Origin of the sequence: Acinetobacter sp. LMB-5, from assembly GCF_001541635.1 — a bacterium.
GTDB classification, from domain to species: domain Bacteria; phylum Pseudomonadota; class Gammaproteobacteria; order Pseudomonadales; family Moraxellaceae; genus Acinetobacter; species Acinetobacter pittii.
In genome coordinates, this window is record NZ_LRDR01000006.1 from 172,737 (window position 1) to 187,315 (window position 14,579).

Consider the following 14,579-nt stretch of genomic DNA (forward strand, 5'->3'; position numbering starts at 1 on the left):
AATAGTGTTCTTGCAAGATTTATACTTAAGCTATCAAAATAATAAATTTCTTTTTCACCTATTTAAGAATACACACTTGAGTAAAACTTTTAACTACTTCACTACACATCACCAGATGTTACTTAACTCGTTTAATAGCGAGATATGTTTCAATAATAAGTATCTTGTTCATAGATATGGTGGAGGATGAACTTATGCCTCGTGGTGATAAAACTGCTTATACAGCAAAGCAAAAACGTCAGGCCAAACATATTGTTGAGAGTGAAGTAGATAGAGGCCATTCTCAAGAAGAAGCCGAACGAATTGCATGGTCTACCGTCAACAAACAAGATGGTGGCGGTAAGAAAAAGTCCCATTAATATATAAAAATAAATACTTCTTTAGCCAAACTAAAGAAGTATTTTTTATTTAAGGACGTTTTAATTTTTTTCTAGAAGACGCGAGAGCTTTTTATATAGTCATCGCTTACTTGATTTAAGGCACTCAAAATAGCGCTATCATCTTGACTTAATAAAGCCTCATTAAGACTTTCCATATAAGCGATGAGTTGGGTTTTAGAAGTATGGGCAAATTCGGTCGTTACAGCTTCATCTTCATATAAGATTACATAACTACGTGCGAAACCGTAGATTAGGTAAACTGCTGCTTTTTCTTTTGTATCTTGAGATTCTTTAAGAGACTGCTCACATGCATTTTTTAAGTCTTTAAATGCATCTGTACCAGTAGATTGATTTTTGAAAGATAAAAGTATTGTTTGGAAGTTCATATCCATATTCCACTTAAAAAGTAAAGCTACAGAACAAGGTAGAATCTGTCAAATAATATCCTGATTAATATAAATTTAATTGTAAATAAATTTATATTTAACTTCATTTAAATCACGGAAAAATATACAGTAAAAAACCACTCTTTTTTAAGAGTGGTTTAGTTAAAACAATCACTCATTAGAAGCTTATTTCAATTGTAATCGTAGTACCGGAGTGCTCAATATCAGTTGATACATTAAAACCTCTGCTTCTAAGCTCCTCTTCAACCAGTGTAAGATGATCAGGGCTTATAGCATCAACAGGAAACCAGAAAGTTGCTTTTCGTTTCCCCTCCTTAGATTCAGACTCAGTACCAGTTAAAATTTTTTCCAATATGACGTCTTGATTTATTTTAAAGTTTTTAGCGTTTTGACGAGCTTGTTCAGCATTAAAGTTGTTAAGCATATTTATCTCTCTAATTATTAATCTATATAATTTTATAGCATAAAAAGGCTATATAAGTTTTAGTGTTGTGTAGTTAAAACTAATCAGAGATATAAGTTTATTGATTGAATAAACTTTCTACCCATTCGATAAATTTTCTGGCATTTCTATTTTTAAGATCTTCCTTATTTGGAATGTAGTAACATAGCTTTGATTGAACGGCTTTAGTTTTAAACTCCTGTAAAAGATTCGCCTTAACAAACCTATGGATAAGTGTAGTAGAGCAAAATACTAATCCATTGGCAGATAAAGCCTCGTGTATCCCAAAAATTTCCTGATCAAATTTCTTAATCGTCACCCTATCTTGGTTCCATTCATTTTCCTCAAGCCAAGCCTCTAGTGGTGGGCTTGGTAACGCCTTATTTTTCCATTCTGTCGTAAATAAAGTTATTGGTTCACTAGAACATTTAAGCGGATCAAGTTTGGATGTACCAAATACATTAAAAGACTCATATTTAACGATATCTTGAGACTGGACCAATGATACGTCGCCATATCGAATAGGTAATGTATATAAGTGATTATCTAAAGTTTCACCAGTAGAAAACTCAACTGATATATCGGGGTACAATTGATAAAATTCATTTATTGAAGGAATTAGCAGCATTGCAGCTAGTGAAGACGTACTAGCGACTCTCACTACGTTTCCATTTACTGTTATTTCATCTAGTGCATCTTCAATCTTACGAAACCCCTCAGAAATTGCTGCAGCAAGTCTTTGCCCTGTCGTTGTAAGCGTTATTTTCCTTACCTGTCGATGAAATAAATCAACATTTAATCTGCTTTCTAGATTCGCAACATGATGTGAAATTGCAGTCGGTGTAAGCGAAAGTTCTTCAGCAGCCAACTTAAAACTACCCAATCGAGCGGCTGATTCAAATGCTTTAAGTGCTTGCAAAGAAACTTGCATGTCTTCTCCCCATTTACAATTATAGATGAACTAAAATCATCTATAATTGTAATTTTCTCGTTTGTCTACTTATGTTTTAAAACTCAAAATAAATTAAATCCCAACTTTGTGGAATTAATGATGAGTAAAATATTACATATAGATGCTAGTGTCAGAGCTGCAATTAACCCTAACCCAAATCACAATTCTATTTCAAAAAATATTGCCAGTCGGTTGATCAACTCATGGAAACAACAATTGCCTATAGATGAGTATATCTATCGTGACGTAGGAATGAATCCACCACCCTTTATTAATCAAAATTGGATTGATGCTGTATTCACACCTGACAATAAAAGGACCGAAGCTCAACGTGATGTTTTATCTATATCAGATCAATTAATAGCAGAAGTTTCGAGCTCAGATATTCTTGTAATTTCTTCACCTATGTACAATTACGGCATGCCTGCTCAACTGAAAGCATGGTTTGATCAAATTATTCGTATCAATAAAACGTTTGATTTTGACCTAGCTCGTGGAGACTTTCCCTTACAACCTCTTTTAGCTGGAAAAATTTTAATTATTATCACTTCCAGCGGTGAATTTGGGTTTGAGAAAGATGGGATTCGGCATGATATGAGTCATCTTGTACCCCACATTCGTACACTGAGCAAATATTTAGGCGTAGAAAAAATTTATGAAATTACTTCTGAGTATCAAGAGTTTGGAGATCAAAGGCATAGAGAGTCATTGGAAAATGCTTTTCGAAAAACTGAAGAAGTTGTGTCTAAACTTGCTGATTCATTTAGATAATATCTGTAGATTTCAATACTCATTTTTAAATTTCATAAATTAAGTCACTTTAACTGATCCATATCATTAAAAATAAAAAAGCCTACCCAATTGGGTAGGCTTTTCATTTCTGCACCGAAACAAACTTATAGTTATATATTATATAAGTTGAAATTGTTTTTCTTAGATCTAAGAATATACAGACCTGTATGTTTAATCAATTGAATTTTTCTCATTATATAAATTAATTTAATTCATTATTGAAATTTCAAATTATATTAACTTTATTACATTATTTTATGAATTTTATCAGGCTAAATAATTATTTAGATAAACTACAGAAAATCTATTTTTTGTATACTTAGATATTATAATTAGCTCATTTTAAATAATAATTAATTAAAAATTTAACAGAATGATTATGCTTTAGTTAAAAAGGCTCATCATATGATGAGCCTTTAAATTTCTTATTATTTGTTCATTTTAAATAGATAAACTTTGTTTTTCTTCTTGAAACAATTGGATTAATGGTTGCGTTAATAACTCATAACGCCATCCTAACAGATAGTCTGGTAAATCCTGTTCATCCCCTTGACATAGAACATGTTGATGAATGGCGTTTAACCATTTTTTTCTCAGCAACACTTCTTTAGGAATAGAAGTCTCATTTATTGCATGAGCAAGCACCATATCCATTTTATTTAAAGTCTCTTTAGACGTAACCTTAAATGGTTTTGCAATCTTTGATGGCCATTTGCTTTCGACTGGCAAATCTTTAAGAAGTTCTAAAATCGTTTTGCCGTACTCACGAACCACATTTGGACGAATATCTTTCACTTGCGATAGTTGAAAGCTATTGCGTGGGTTCTTTTCAACCATATCAATCATAGTTGAGTTTCTAAGAATAAAACTACGTGGCTGATTCGTTGCTTTCACAATGTATTCACGCCATTCACTTAAATTTTGTAGCTGCATTAGCTGACGACGTGAGTGACGATAATTTCCCACATCGGTATATAGTAATTCGTTAGGGGTTTCTCTAATGATTTCTTTAGTTAAGCTACTACAATCCTCAAGAACGTAGTCATACAGCCCTTTCTGCTTAAGCTGCTCTTGAATATGATGAGCTAACTTCATTAGATACAAAACATCATTAGCAGCATAACAAAGTTGTTGAGGCGATAACGGTCTAGCTAACCAATCAGATCTGGTTTGATCTTTTTCAATATCAATATCAAGACAAAGTTTTAAAGCACCTTGATAACTCACTTGCAGGCCATGACCTAAAAAAGAAAGCCCCACTTGAGTATCAAACACATTAAGCAAATCTTCTTGATCAGCATAATGATAGATTAAATCAATATCTTCTCCACATGCATGAAAAATGTTTTGCTGCGCGAGAAAAATCTTTTTCCAAAACTGACTTAGATCTAATGAAACACCATCCAACAGATAGACATCACCATTTACATTGACTTGGCATACTCCAAGTTTAGGCCAGAGTGTGTCAACCTTAATAAATTCTGTATCAAGTCCATATATTGAACATTGATCCATTTTTTGAAGAACATCAACCAATTCGGTTTGCTGTTGGATAAACTGAAACATGCTTTCTCAAGTATTGCAAAGAGTGCTTTAAACTCTGGTATATATAACATAGAAGCAGAAAAATGCTACTTAATCCTTTATGAATACTCTATTTTTGAACAATTTTTCGAAAATAGATAATTTTTTGATCTTTTATTTGTACTTTTTAAATTTATCTCCAAATGTTCTTTATTTAAAATTTATAAGATCTTTTTCATGCTTATATTCATATTTTATTTAAACTATCTTTAATAATAAAAGACAGAATAATATTTATGTTTAATAACTGAATTCAATTAATAAATTTAATCAAATTAATAGCGCATTCAGTAATGGAATAAGCATCGAAATGCTTATTTCATTCTCATGCGGTTATGCACTGCCTGACTTAAAGTATGGCTATCTACGTATTCGAGTTCACCACCCTGAGGTACGCCCTGAGCAATACGTGTCATTTGTATTGGTAAATGTTTAGTCGCCTCTACCAAATAATGGGCTGTCGCTTGTCCTTCTACAGTTGCATTGGTTGCCAAAATGACTTCTTCAATAGTACCTTGGCTTAGACGCTGAATGAGATAAGGAATACCAATTTCTTCCGGACCAATACCATCTAATGGAGAAAGATGGCCACCTAAAACATGGTATTTTCCACGAAAGCTACCGCTTTGCTCAATCGCCATCACATCCGCTGGTGATTCAACCACACACAATAACTGATCATCTCTGTCAGTTGAGGCGCAAATATCACAAATTTCATGTTCAGTCAGAGAATGGCAGACACTACATTCATGTATATAACTTGAAGCCTCATGTAAAGCATGCGCTAATGCAAATGCCCCTTCTCGGTTTTTCATCAAAAGATGTAAAGCCATACGTTGAGCCGACTTCGGACCAACGCTTGGCAATATACGTAAAGCTTGAACGAGTTGTTCAAATCTATCGCTAAACACTGAATTTCCTTAGAACATGCCCGCTAAACCAGGTGGTAAACCCATACCAGAATTTGCTTTTTGCATTTTTTCTTCAGAAATCACTTCTGCTTGACGCACAGCATCATTTACTGCAGCAGCAATTAAGTCTTCAATCATGTCTGGTTCATCTTGAAGTAATTCTGGATTAATTTCGATACGTTTTACGATATAACGGCCAGTCATTGTGACTTTAACCAAACCACCGCCCGCTTCAGCATGTACTTCAGTTTGAGCAAGCTCTTCTTTAGCCTTTTTTATATTTGATTCCATATCTTTTTGCATGCGCTGCGCTTGCTGCATAAGCATATTGATATTCATAAACCTAACTCCGTATCTCTATCACATATTTCAAGTATTATTGATAGTCACATAACACTGCAAAACTTAAACTCTTTCTACTCCCCCTATAGATCTTCAAGATCATTGAGGTTAGTACGTTTAAATCAAAATTAATCCGTAATTCTGACACAATAAATCAATGTTTTCTATTGGTATCTATGAAACTATTTTCTATGGTCAATCCACTATAAAGCTTTTATATAAAAAACTTTTGTTGAATAGAAAAAAGTAAAATTTAGAAAAGTTACTGTGCAGCCTGTAGACTTTTATTGTTTGTTTTATATTCACTTAAAGGAACTTTCTTGAACGAAGTATTGGCTTTTTCTATTGAAAGATCAGCATCTTGAACGGATTTGTTTGCATCATTAATTAATAATACAGTTTCACTCATCTGTGTTGGTTCATCTTTTTGAGCAAATACTTTATATCCAACCAGTCCAATTGCCCCTATCGCAACTAAAATAATTATTGGTTTAAGCATGACTAAAGACTCTCTTTGTTATTTTTATTAAATTTAGAGCTTTTATACGTTGAAATTTTAGACTGATTTATAACAAAACGTAGACTTTTTATTGCTATTGTTGTTTATTAGTAACACAAAAAAGCCACATTAAAATGTATGTGGCTTTTCCATAACAAACATAACTTAATTAGATTAAATCTAACCCACGTGAGATATCACCAATAATGTCATTAATATCTTCTAGACCCACAGAAACACGAATTAGACCTTCTTGAATACCAGCTGCTTCTTTTGCTTCAACAGAAAGTTTGCCATGAGTTGTGGTTGCTGGATGGGTAATCGTCGATTTCACATCACCTAGATTACCAGTAATCGAGATAAACTTAGTATTATCAATAACCTTCCACGCACCTTCACGCTCGCCTTTAACAACGAACGATACAATACCGCCAAAGCCATTTTGCTGTTTAGCAGCAAGTTCATGACCGTCATGAGCTGGTAAACCAGCGTAGTAAACCTTCTCTACCTTTTCATGAGTAGATAACCATTCTGCAAGAATTTGAGCACTCTCACAGTGTGCTTTCATACGTAAACGTAAAGTTTCTAGACCTTTTAAGAAAACCCATGCATTAAATGGGCTCATTGATGGTCCAAGCGTACGAACAACACCAAAAACTTCTTCTAACAACTGATGATTGCCAACAACAGCACCGCCTAATGCACGGCCTTGGCCATCTAGGTATTTAGTCGCAGAGTAAATCACAAGATCCGCACCAAACTTGAGTGGTTGCTGCAAAACAGGTGTACAGAAACTGTTATCAACCGCAAGTAATGCGCCATTCGCATGGGCGATATCTGCTAGTGCTTGTATATCTGCAATCTCAGCTAGAGGGTTAGACGGTGACTCAACAAAGAAAAGTTTGGTTTCAGGACGTACAGCATTTTTCCATTCGTCTAAATCACATAAATCAACAAATGTAATGTCTACACCAAACTTGGCAATATATTTTTCAAATAAGGCAACAACTGAACCAAAAACTGCTCTTGAGCAAATAACATGATCACCCGCTTTTAGATATGCCATAGCAACTGACAAGATTGCGCCCATTCCAGAGCTCGTCGCTACAGCTCGTTCAGCACCGTCTAAAGCTGCTAAACGTTTTTCGAACATTGATACAGTCGGATTAGTAAAACGAGAATAGATATTTCCTTGAACCTGACCAGAAAATTTTGCTGCAGCTTCAGCCGCATTTTCATATACAAATGATGAAGTCAAAAAAATCGGTTCGCCATGTTCGCCTTCAAAACTACGAGTATGTCCGGTACGAATGGCTAATGTATCAAGTTGGTATTCTAAATCATCAGACTGGTTCATTAAATGTTCGCCTTTACTGGTCATGTACTAAAAAACTATCATCATTTTGAGTGTCTAGGGTATTTAAGGTCAAGGTAAACCTTAAAATTATCGCTTAGACTTTATTCAACTTTAGTAAATAGTTGGTAAAAGCAAGATGAAACGCTTAAAGTCCCTTGTCTCTGAACAAAGTCAAATCAAGCACCTCTCTACCCGACTATTTCACCCACAGACATTAGTATTGTCACAAAGCACTCCGTTTGAAGTGATTGGTGAATTCAATCAAACCCGTATTCGTTATTACGCCACTAACCAAAAACAATTTAAAGAACCTTTAGTATTTGTTGCACCACTCGCTATTAATATGGCGATATATGATTTATATCCTTATCGTTCTCTTATTAAATACTTCCAAAATGCTGGTTTTGATGTCTATTTGGTAGATTGGGGCCGTTTAAAGTTTAAGGACAGACATCTTAACTTTTTATCATTTATTGAAGATTTCATTCCTAAAGCCATACAACTTGTCAGAACACACTCCAGAAGTGAACAAATCTCGCTTCACGGATGGAGTATGGCAGGTATATTCGTCACTTTATATACAGCGCATAATCATCCAAATTATGTTAAAAATCTTATTGTTCTTGGTAGTCCAATAGACAGTTATGCTTCTGGTTATATTGGAAAACTCTACCGAGCCATAAACAACGCGATTGGTCGCAATAAAAAAATTCAAGACCGTATTTATTCTGGATTGCCAAAACGTTTGATTCATAGCCCAGGAATTTTAAATTCTTTAGGTTTCAAAATTCTCGACCCTAAAGGCTGGCTCGATGGTCATATTCAATTACTTAAAAATCTTAATGATCTTCAGTTCGTACAAGAACATGCCACACTAAGTAGCTTTTTAAATAATATGATTGATTACCCGGGGGGAATAAATCAGGACATGTTGTTCAATGTTTGGCTACAAAATCCATTAAGACAAGGTTCTATTCAATTAAAAGATAAAAAAATCGAATTAAAAAATATTGACTGTTCACTCTTAGTTGGAGCTGGTCGTAGTGATCAACTGGTTACGGCTGATGCAGCTCAACCATTAAGTCAGTTAACCAGTAGCCAAGATGTCACATTTACTCTCATCCCTGGCGGTCATCTGGGCCTCATGTCGAGTCAGGCAAGTGCGCTGGAGTTCTGGCCACAACTAGCGAAATGGCTCACCGAAAGATCAACGCAAATTTAAGAATAAGGTCACAATTTAACCTATTGCTTTTATTTGCGTGGATGGAATAGACGATCATATAACGATACATTTACCTATAATATTATTGTTTTAATAGAAAATTATTATTTTTATTGTGTAGGCACTTTATTAACTTTTTTATAATCAGATGATTTAAAGTAATTTACAATCATCTGTGCACTTTTTTCAGAAGAAGCCTTTGCCTGCTCCAGTTTTGTTAAATAAGGATTAATCACTATACAGCTCGGTAGTAAACTATTTGTAAGTGGTGGAAACTTTTCTCTTCCACCTAAAGTAATTTTTTCGATAAAACTTGCCAACCACATAATGTACTCACTTTTATTCTTATAAGTTGGCATTAAGCTAATATCGAGTTTAACTTTACATTCCTGTGCGGGTTTATTTAAACACTCTTCAAAATCAATAAAGTTATATTTTAGTTGATAGGGTGTACTTCTTATCTCTTGCCGGATAATACTAACTAAGCTATTTAAGTGCCCAATTACATCCTCTGAGAAAAGCTTTTGCTCTTCAAACTTTTTATAAACTCTTTCAGCAATTAGTAAAAATTGTGGCATCACTCATCTATTCCTTTAATATTTAGTCTTAACGAATGACTAGATCCTTTAAGGAAGTATGATGGATATATTATTACCATATGTAAGGGTATGAGGCTATAAAGTAACTACCACAGCAATTGTGAAAGTGACCCCTCTATTCGATCACAAAAATAAAATATAATGTAAGATCATTATCATTATAAACCGTTTATTTTTCATGATTTGAAATAATTTTAATAAAAAAAACCTATTTCATTTGGAGAAATAGGCTATAAAAACAAAAAACTATCAAACGCAGCAATTAAGGAGCATATGATAGAAGCTATAACATGTAAAAGCAATATATCTTTCAGTTGAATTGTAAACTAAAATAAAAGTCGAGAAAATTTTATCTTTGTTTCAATAAAAGAAGCCCATTTCCGTCTAAAATAAATGGGCCTAGTGAATTCCACCAAATCCTAAAATACAAAACGTGATAACTATCACGCTTTATTTTTTGATCATGTCATTAATATCTTTCTTTTCCATTGACCAAAATTCAAACTAAAACTGTCTTTTCAGCAAAAGATGAGTCGTGAATATGGCTTTTCTACGCCATTTTTAATTTTTTATTTAACAGATGCAAGACCTCTGTTACATTCATTACGAGCAATTACAAAGTGTTAGATCGTAGTTAAATTATCGAAAGATATATAAAAATTTAGTTAAGTTTTTGTTTTTATTGTTTATTTTTAAAACATTGATATATAAAGATTTTATTCATTTTTTGCCTAAAATACAAACCAAAATGACACTTGAGTAATTAATAGTCATTGAAATATTGGTAAGAAACCTTATATTGAGTACAGGTTCATACCTTTAACTGAGGAAAAGCTCATGAATAAATTTATGGTTGCAGTCTTTACTGGCATAGTGAGCATTGCTAGTTTAGGCGTACAAGCTGCAACACCTGAGCAAGAATGTCAAAAATTGCAAGATGATTACAATTTGATTTATGCGTCAAAAGGCTTTTGTTTTAAAGATCCTGATGCTAAAGAAAAATATGGTAATGAAAACTGTCATACGACGAAACCAAAGTTTTCTGACAAAGAGCAACAACGTCTTGACGCTATTAAAGAACGTCAAAAAGAATTGAAATGTAAATAATTTTAAAGGAATAATACATGGCATATGATGATCAAAATATCTTCGCAAAAATTTTACGTGGTGAACTTCCAGCGATAAAAGTCTATGAAGATGATCAAGTTCTAGCTTTTATGGATATTATGCCTCAAGCCGATGGTCATACATTAGTTATTCCAAAAACACCTGCTGTAACACTGCTGGACTTACCTGCTGAAGCAGCAGCCTATACTATACAAATTGTTCAAAAGATTGCTAAGGCAATGGAAAAAGCGCTCAATTTGGAAGGTATTGTATTGATGCAACTTTCTGGAGCAGCAGCAGGACAAACTGTTCCACATGTTCATTTTCACCTAATTCCAACAAATGTGCATCATCTTGGACGCCATGCTGTTGAGTTAGGGGATCAAGAAAAAATTAAAGAATTAGCTGAAAAAATTAAAGCAGCTCTTTGATTTTTAGATGGTTAAAGTGGAGTTTAGGCTCCGCTTTTTTTCGTCTAAAAACTATCAAAAAATGAAAACAACTAATTTATTTCTAAATTTTAAACGTCATAAAACTGTCATTTATTCTTCACTTCTCTGTCACAAAATTTGCCGATACTGCTTAGCAAGTTGGTGAGCTTTTGTAACTTTTTGTACATAAGTCAACTACAAAATAAATAGTTAGCTAGGCATACGCCATTTTTAAATACCTTTTGGAGAAATCTCAATGAAGAAATTGCTACTCGCTGCCGCAGTTGCAACTTTGAGCGTAAACGCGGTGCAAGCAGCGCCAACTTTGTATGGCAAACTAAATGTTTCTATTAACCAAGTTGATAATAAAAATTTCGATGGTAAAAGTGACGTTACCGAAGTTAACTCAAACTCTTCTCGTATTGGGGTAAAAGGCGAAGAGAAATTAACTGACAAGTTATCTGCTGTTTATTTAGCTGAATGGGCAATTTCTACTGATGGTTCAGGTTCTGATACTGACCTTAGTGCTCGTAACCGTTTTATCGGTTTAAAAACTGAAGGTGTTGGTACATTAAAAGTAGGTAAGTATGATTCTTACTTCAAAACAGCTGCTGGTGGTAACCAAGACATCTTTAATGACGATACACGTTTAGATATTACTAATATCATGTACGGTGAAAACCGTTTAGACAACGTGATCGGTTTTGAATTAGACCCTAAATTATTAGCTGGTTTAACATTCAATATCATGGCTCAAACTGGTGAAAGCACCTCTGATAGCAAACCGGGTGAAACTGGTAAAGATAGCAAAAATGATAGCTTTGACTCTGTATCAACATCGCTTGGTTACGAAAACAAAGATATCGGTTTAGCAATTGCTGCTGCTGGTGACTTTGGTATTAAAGGTAAATATGCAGCTTACGGTCTAAAAGATGTCTATACAGATGCTTACCGTGTAACTGGTTCTTATGATATTGCTAAATCTGGTTTTGTTGTAGGTGCTTTATGGCAACACGCTGAACCTACTGATGACTTGACTGCATATGGTCAATCATATAAATCAGATGGTTCAATCGATAAAGCTGGCAAAGCTTACCGTGGTTTAGAAGAAGAAGCATATGCAGTAACAGCTGCTTATAAAATTCCTAACACTAAACTTAAAGTGAAAGCAGAATATGCTTCAGCTGAAACACAAGTAAGTGGCCAATCAGATCGTAAAATCGACTTGTACGGTTTAGGTCTTGACTACCAAATCAACAAACAAGCTCGCTTCTACGGTATCGTTGCTCAACAAAAACGCGACTGGATTAAAGAAGACGATAAACAAACTGTTGTAGGTACTGGTATCGAATATAACTTCTAATCAGTTATGTTTGATTCAGATCTAAAATAAAAGGGCTTATGCCCTTTTATTTTTTGTTCTGAGTAAAAAAAGCCGATATAAAACTTATCGGCTTTTGTAGATTTATATCTTATTTTAAAAAACCACTTACAAGATTCATGACATTTTGAATATCTTGGTTTGCTTCTTGATGATCGGTACTGTTACCTTGAGGTGTTAAAGAGTCAATGACCTGGGGTAAGACCGATGCGATTGCACCATAAACTTGTTCTTTGGGCGCTTGAGCTTGCTCGGCAACTTGTTCAATGTCAGCTGGGTTAAATAGACTCTGTAACTGTTGGGTCGGAACTTCGCTATTACTTTGATTTGGATCAACCCAACTTTGAACCTGACTTCCTAAACCAGCCCCTTTCAACTTTTCTAATGCAGCTTGTAAACCACCTTGTTGCTGTACCCAACCTAAAATTAAAGGCACAACTGCAATTAATAAACTTTGTACGCCGCCACCTGTTTGAGGTGTATTGTTATTGCCAGTCACTTGCCCTAATACAGAACCTAATACTCCTCCAAGGCCACCTTGGGTACCAGATGAAGTATTACCCCCCATTTGTCCTAGCACTGAACCTAAAATTCCACCTAAACCACCTTGACCTGACGCTTGCTGATTCCCACCTAAAGCCTGCTTAGCCAAAACTTCTACAATGTTGCTTAAATTAGTCATGTGTAACTCTTATGTATGGTTTATACATGAGCATACGCGGATTCTTGATAAGACAGCAAAAGCCAAATTGTTAAATTTTGAAAGAGATTTAGGGCTCTTTTACCAGCGGAATTTATTCCAGTTTTCCGGGTTCGCCCAGAACTTTGAATTAAACCAGTCTGGAACATGTTTATAAGTCAATATATTAAATTGCCATAAAGCAAAATCACTATCATGTGAAGTTTTATCAATAAGTTGAGTAAAACCTAAAGAACGTAATAACTGCTCATCACTGCGTTTACTTACCACTACAATTCGTTTCGCTAATAAATCTCTTAGCTTTACTAATAATTGTGATTTTTGTACATCGCTGATGTTCTGCATTTCATCAGTATCAAACAATACAAAACCCAAGTCATAACGCTGAGTAAAAGGCAGACTTAAAAGCTCAGTTACGGTAAAATAGTGCCATTGAATTGCGTTATTCTGGTCAATTTTCTGGCCAATACAAAGTGCAGTATGAATGGGCTGTTCGTTTGATAAATCGTCTAGCATAGAAGTGATGACATTTTGTTCAGCCATAACTGCAACCCTTAATTGAAAGATGTGAGTTTAAACTTTATGGAACTACAAGGCATTTGCCATAAAATGCATGCAGGCCTAAAAGATGCTAGTGTAACTGATCAACAGACAACCAAGGCAAATGTTGAATACAAATTTGTATTAGACCGTTCAGAAATTGATCTTCCTTTTAATTTAGGACAAGAACTAGAAATCGAATGGACAGGTAATATTTATTGCACCTCTTGTGGCGCTAAAACACCGAAGTCTTATTCTCAAGGCCACTGCTTTAAATGTTTTAAAACCAAAGCAGAATGTGATCTTTGCATTATGAAACCTGAAACATGTCACTATCATTTAGGTACATGTCGTGAAGATGACTTTGCCCATAGTGTTTGTTTCCAACCACATATTGTCTATTTGGCAAACTCTAGTGCTTTAAAAGTGGGTATTACGCGTGTTAGCCATATGCCAGGTCGTTGGTTAGATCAAGGTGCAACTCAAGCCTTACCTATTTTAAAAGTTGGATCACGCCGTTTATCTGGTCAGCTTGAAACCATGTTCGGTTCTTTAATTGCTGATAAAACAGATTGGCGCAAACTCCTCAAGGGTGAAGCTGAACCTTTAAATATGGTTGAACAACGTGATCAATTAATCGAAGAGTTCGCCCCTAAAATTCAAACTATTCGTGAAGAATTTAGTCAAAACCTTGAATTTAACGAAACGGTTGAACTACTAGAAAATGAATTGCCACGTGAGTTTGTATACCCAGTTGAACAATATCCTGAAAAAATTAAGTCTCTAAACTTAGATAAAACACCAAAAATTCGCGGTGTATTACAAGGTATTAAAGGCCAATATTTAATTTTTGATATTGGTGTTATCAACATTCGTAAATATACTGGTTACGAGCTGATTGTACGTGCCTGAGTAGATTTAAAAAGCCCCTAA

Annotated in this window: 18 protein-coding genes; 7 read left to right on the top strand and 11 right to left on the bottom strand. The window is 34.5% G+C overall.

What is annotated here, in order from left to right; all coding sequences use genetic code 11:
• Positions 1 to 194 precede the first annotated feature (194 nt).
• Positions 195 to 359, top strand: a complete 165-nt coding sequence (locus AW165_RS09700; RefSeq protein ID WP_002113596.1) for a hypothetical protein — start codon at positions 195 to 197, stop codon at positions 357 to 359.
• A 71-nt stretch (positions 360 to 430) separates the two neighbouring features.
• Here AW165_RS09700 and AW165_RS09705 read toward each other — a convergent pair whose 3' ends face one another.
• The 3 genes from AW165_RS09705 to AW165_RS09715 all read right to left on the bottom strand — a co-directional run bounded on the left by AW165_RS09705 (position 431) and on the right by AW165_RS09715 (position 2,160).
• On the bottom strand, positions 431 to 766 hold the full coding sequence (locus AW165_RS09705; protein WP_019767826.1) for a hypothetical protein: 336 nt from the start codon (positions 764 to 766) through the stop codon (positions 431 to 433).
• Between the two features lie 178 nt (positions 767 to 944).
• Positions 945 to 1,211, bottom strand: coding sequence for a hypothetical protein (locus AW165_RS09710; RefSeq protein WP_014206661.1), 267 nt, complete (start codon positions 1,209 to 1,211; stop codon positions 945 to 947).
• A 97-nt stretch (positions 1,212 to 1,308) separates the two neighbouring features.
• Positions 1,309 to 2,160 (bottom strand): LysR family transcriptional regulator, encoded by an 852-nt coding sequence (locus AW165_RS09715; RefSeq protein WP_060465693.1) that lies wholly within the window; start codon positions 2,158 to 2,160, stop codon positions 1,309 to 1,311.
• A 117-nt stretch (positions 2,161 to 2,277) separates the two neighbouring features.
• Here AW165_RS09715 and AW165_RS09720 point away from each other — a divergent pair, with 117 nt between their 5' ends.
• On the top strand, positions 2,278 to 2,952 hold the full coding sequence (locus tag AW165_RS09720; protein WP_081410599.1) for an FMN-dependent NADH-azoreductase: 675 nt from the start codon (positions 2,278 to 2,280) through the stop codon (positions 2,950 to 2,952).
• 462 nt (positions 2,953 to 3,414) lie between these two features.
• Here AW165_RS09720 and AW165_RS09725 read toward each other — a convergent pair whose 3' ends face one another.
• The 5 genes from AW165_RS09725 to AW165_RS09745 form a co-directional block, all read right to left on the bottom strand.
• The gene (locus tag AW165_RS09725) at positions 3,415 to 4,539 is read right to left on the bottom strand and encodes a ribonuclease D (RefSeq protein ID WP_060465695.1); all 1,125 of its coding nucleotides are present in this window, start codon (positions 4,537 to 4,539) and stop codon (positions 3,415 to 3,417) included.
• Positions 4,540 to 4,871: 332 nt separating this feature from the next.
• Positions 4,872 to 5,468 carry a recombination mediator RecR gene (gene recR, locus AW165_RS09730; protein WP_002113756.1) on the bottom strand — a complete coding sequence of 199 codons (597 nt, stop codon included), beginning with the start codon at positions 5,466 to 5,468 and terminating at the stop codon, positions 4,872 to 4,874.
• A 9-nt stretch (positions 5,469 to 5,477) separates the two neighbouring features.
• Positions 5,478 to 5,807: a YbaB/EbfC family nucleoid-associated protein gene (locus tag AW165_RS09735; RefSeq protein ID WP_002113538.1), complete on the bottom strand. Its 330-nt coding sequence runs from the start codon at positions 5,805 to 5,807 to the stop codon at positions 5,478 to 5,480.
• 265 nt (positions 5,808 to 6,072) lie between these two features.
• Positions 6,073 to 6,309, bottom strand: a complete 237-nt coding sequence (locus AW165_RS09740; RefSeq protein ID WP_060465696.1) for a hypothetical protein — start codon at positions 6,307 to 6,309, stop codon at positions 6,073 to 6,075.
• 169 nt (positions 6,310 to 6,478) lie between these two features.
• On the bottom strand, positions 6,479 to 7,666 hold the full coding sequence (locus tag AW165_RS09745; RefSeq protein ID WP_033849962.1) for an O-succinylhomoserine sulfhydrylase: 1,188 nt from the start codon (positions 7,664 to 7,666) through the stop codon (positions 6,479 to 6,481).
• A 136-nt stretch (positions 7,667 to 7,802) separates the two neighbouring features.
• Here AW165_RS09745 and AW165_RS09750 point away from each other — a divergent pair, with 136 nt between their 5' ends.
• The gene (locus AW165_RS09750) at positions 7,803 to 8,888 is read left to right on the top strand and encodes an alpha/beta fold hydrolase (RefSeq protein ID WP_060465697.1); all 1,086 of its coding nucleotides are present in this window, start codon (positions 7,803 to 7,805) and stop codon (positions 8,886 to 8,888) included.
• 110 nt (positions 8,889 to 8,998) lie between these two features.
• Here AW165_RS09750 and AW165_RS09755 read toward each other — a convergent pair whose 3' ends face one another.
• A complete protein-coding gene (locus AW165_RS09755) occupies positions 8,999 to 9,466 on the bottom strand; it encodes a hypothetical protein (RefSeq protein WP_060465698.1) in 468 nt (155 codons plus the stop codon).
• 858 nt (positions 9,467 to 10,324) lie between these two features.
• On the opposite strand from AW165_RS09755, the gene AW165_RS09760 reads away from it, so the two are divergent.
• The 3 genes from AW165_RS09760 (at position 10,325) to AW165_RS09770 (ending at position 12,388) form a co-directional block, all read left to right on the top strand.
• Complete coding sequence (locus AW165_RS09760; protein WP_060465699.1) at positions 10,325 to 10,594, top strand: YARHG domain-containing protein; 270 nt, start codon at positions 10,325 to 10,327, stop codon at positions 10,592 to 10,594.
• Positions 10,595 to 10,611: 17 nt separating this feature from the next.
• Positions 10,612 to 11,025: an HIT family protein gene (locus AW165_RS09765; protein WP_005069390.1), complete on the top strand. Its 414-nt coding sequence runs from the start codon at positions 10,612 to 10,614 to the stop codon at positions 11,023 to 11,025.
• 256 nt (positions 11,026 to 11,281) lie between these two features.
• Positions 11,282 to 12,388, top strand: a complete 1,107-nt coding sequence (locus AW165_RS09770; RefSeq protein ID WP_014206653.1) for a porin — start codon at positions 11,282 to 11,284, stop codon at positions 12,386 to 12,388.
• A 109-nt stretch (positions 12,389 to 12,497) separates the two neighbouring features.
• On the opposite strand, the gene AW165_RS09775 is transcribed toward AW165_RS09770, so the two are convergent.
• On the bottom strand, positions 12,498 to 13,088 hold the full coding sequence (locus tag AW165_RS09775; protein ID WP_060465700.1) for a YidB family protein: 591 nt from the start codon (positions 13,086 to 13,088) through the stop codon (positions 12,498 to 12,500).
• A 99-nt stretch (positions 13,089 to 13,187) separates the two neighbouring features.
• A complete protein-coding gene (locus AW165_RS09780; RefSeq protein WP_005069394.1) occupies positions 13,188 to 13,649 on the bottom strand; it encodes a DUF6231 family protein in 462 nt (153 codons plus the stop codon).
• Positions 13,650 to 13,688: 39 nt separating this feature from the next.
• Between AW165_RS09780 and AW165_RS09785 the strand changes: the two genes are divergently transcribed.
• Positions 13,689 to 14,558 (top strand): DUF2797 domain-containing protein, encoded by an 870-nt coding sequence (locus tag AW165_RS09785; RefSeq protein WP_002049907.1) that lies wholly within the window; start codon positions 13,689 to 13,691, stop codon positions 14,556 to 14,558.
• Positions 14,559 to 14,579 lie beyond the last annotated feature (21 nt).

Excerpts from the sequence above, each read along its gene's own strand:
- AW165_RS09700 (WP_002113596.1), top strand. The coding sequence starts at position 195 with ATGCCTCGTGGTGATAAAACTGCTTATACAGCAAAGCAAAAACGTCAG.
- AW165_RS09705 (WP_019767826.1), bottom strand. The coding sequence starts at position 766 with ATGAACTTCCAAACAATACTTTTATCTTTCAAAAATCAATCTACTGGT.
- AW165_RS09710 (WP_014206661.1), bottom strand. The coding sequence starts at position 1,211 with ATGCTTAACAACTTTAATGCTGAACAAGCTCGTCAAAACGCTAAAAAC.
- AW165_RS09715 (WP_060465693.1), bottom strand. The coding sequence starts at position 2,160 with ATGCAAGTTTCTTTGCAAGCACTTAAAGCATTTGAATCAGCCGCTCGA.
- AW165_RS09720 (WP_081410599.1), top strand. The coding sequence starts at position 2,278 with ATGATGAGTAAAATATTACATATAGATGCTAGTGTCAGAGCTGCAATT.
- AW165_RS09725 (WP_060465695.1), bottom strand. The coding sequence starts at position 4,539 with ATGTTTCAGTTTATCCAACAGCAAACCGAATTGGTTGATGTTCTTCAA.
- AW165_RS09735 (WP_002113538.1), bottom strand. The coding sequence starts at position 5,807 with ATGAATATCAATATGCTTATGCAGCAAGCGCAGCGCATGCAAAAAGAT.
- AW165_RS09740 (WP_060465696.1), bottom strand. The coding sequence starts at position 6,309 with ATGCTTAAACCAATAATTATTTTAGTTGCGATAGGGGCAATTGGACTG.
- AW165_RS09745 (WP_033849962.1), bottom strand. The coding sequence starts at position 7,666 with ATGAACCAGTCTGATGATTTAGAATACCAACTTGATACATTAGCCATT.
- AW165_RS09750 (WP_060465697.1), top strand. The coding sequence starts at position 7,803 with ATGAAACGCTTAAAGTCCCTTGTCTCTGAACAAAGTCAAATCAAGCAC.
- AW165_RS09755 (WP_060465698.1), bottom strand. The coding sequence starts at position 9,466 with ATGCCACAATTTTTACTAATTGCTGAAAGAGTTTATAAAAAGTTTGAA.
- AW165_RS09760 (WP_060465699.1), top strand. The coding sequence starts at position 10,325 with ATGAATAAATTTATGGTTGCAGTCTTTACTGGCATAGTGAGCATTGCT.
- AW165_RS09765 (WP_005069390.1), top strand. The coding sequence starts at position 10,612 with ATGGCATATGATGATCAAAATATCTTCGCAAAAATTTTACGTGGTGAA.
- AW165_RS09770 (WP_014206653.1), top strand. The coding sequence starts at position 11,282 with ATGAAGAAATTGCTACTCGCTGCCGCAGTTGCAACTTTGAGCGTAAAC.
- AW165_RS09775 (WP_060465700.1), bottom strand. The coding sequence starts at position 13,088 with ATGACTAATTTAAGCAACATTGTAGAAGTTTTGGCTAAGCAGGCTTTA.
- AW165_RS09780 (WP_005069394.1), bottom strand. The coding sequence starts at position 13,649 with ATGGCTGAACAAAATGTCATCACTTCTATGCTAGACGATTTATCAAAC.
- AW165_RS09785 (WP_002049907.1), top strand. The coding sequence starts at position 13,689 with ATGGAACTACAAGGCATTTGCCATAAAATGCATGCAGGCCTAAAAGAT.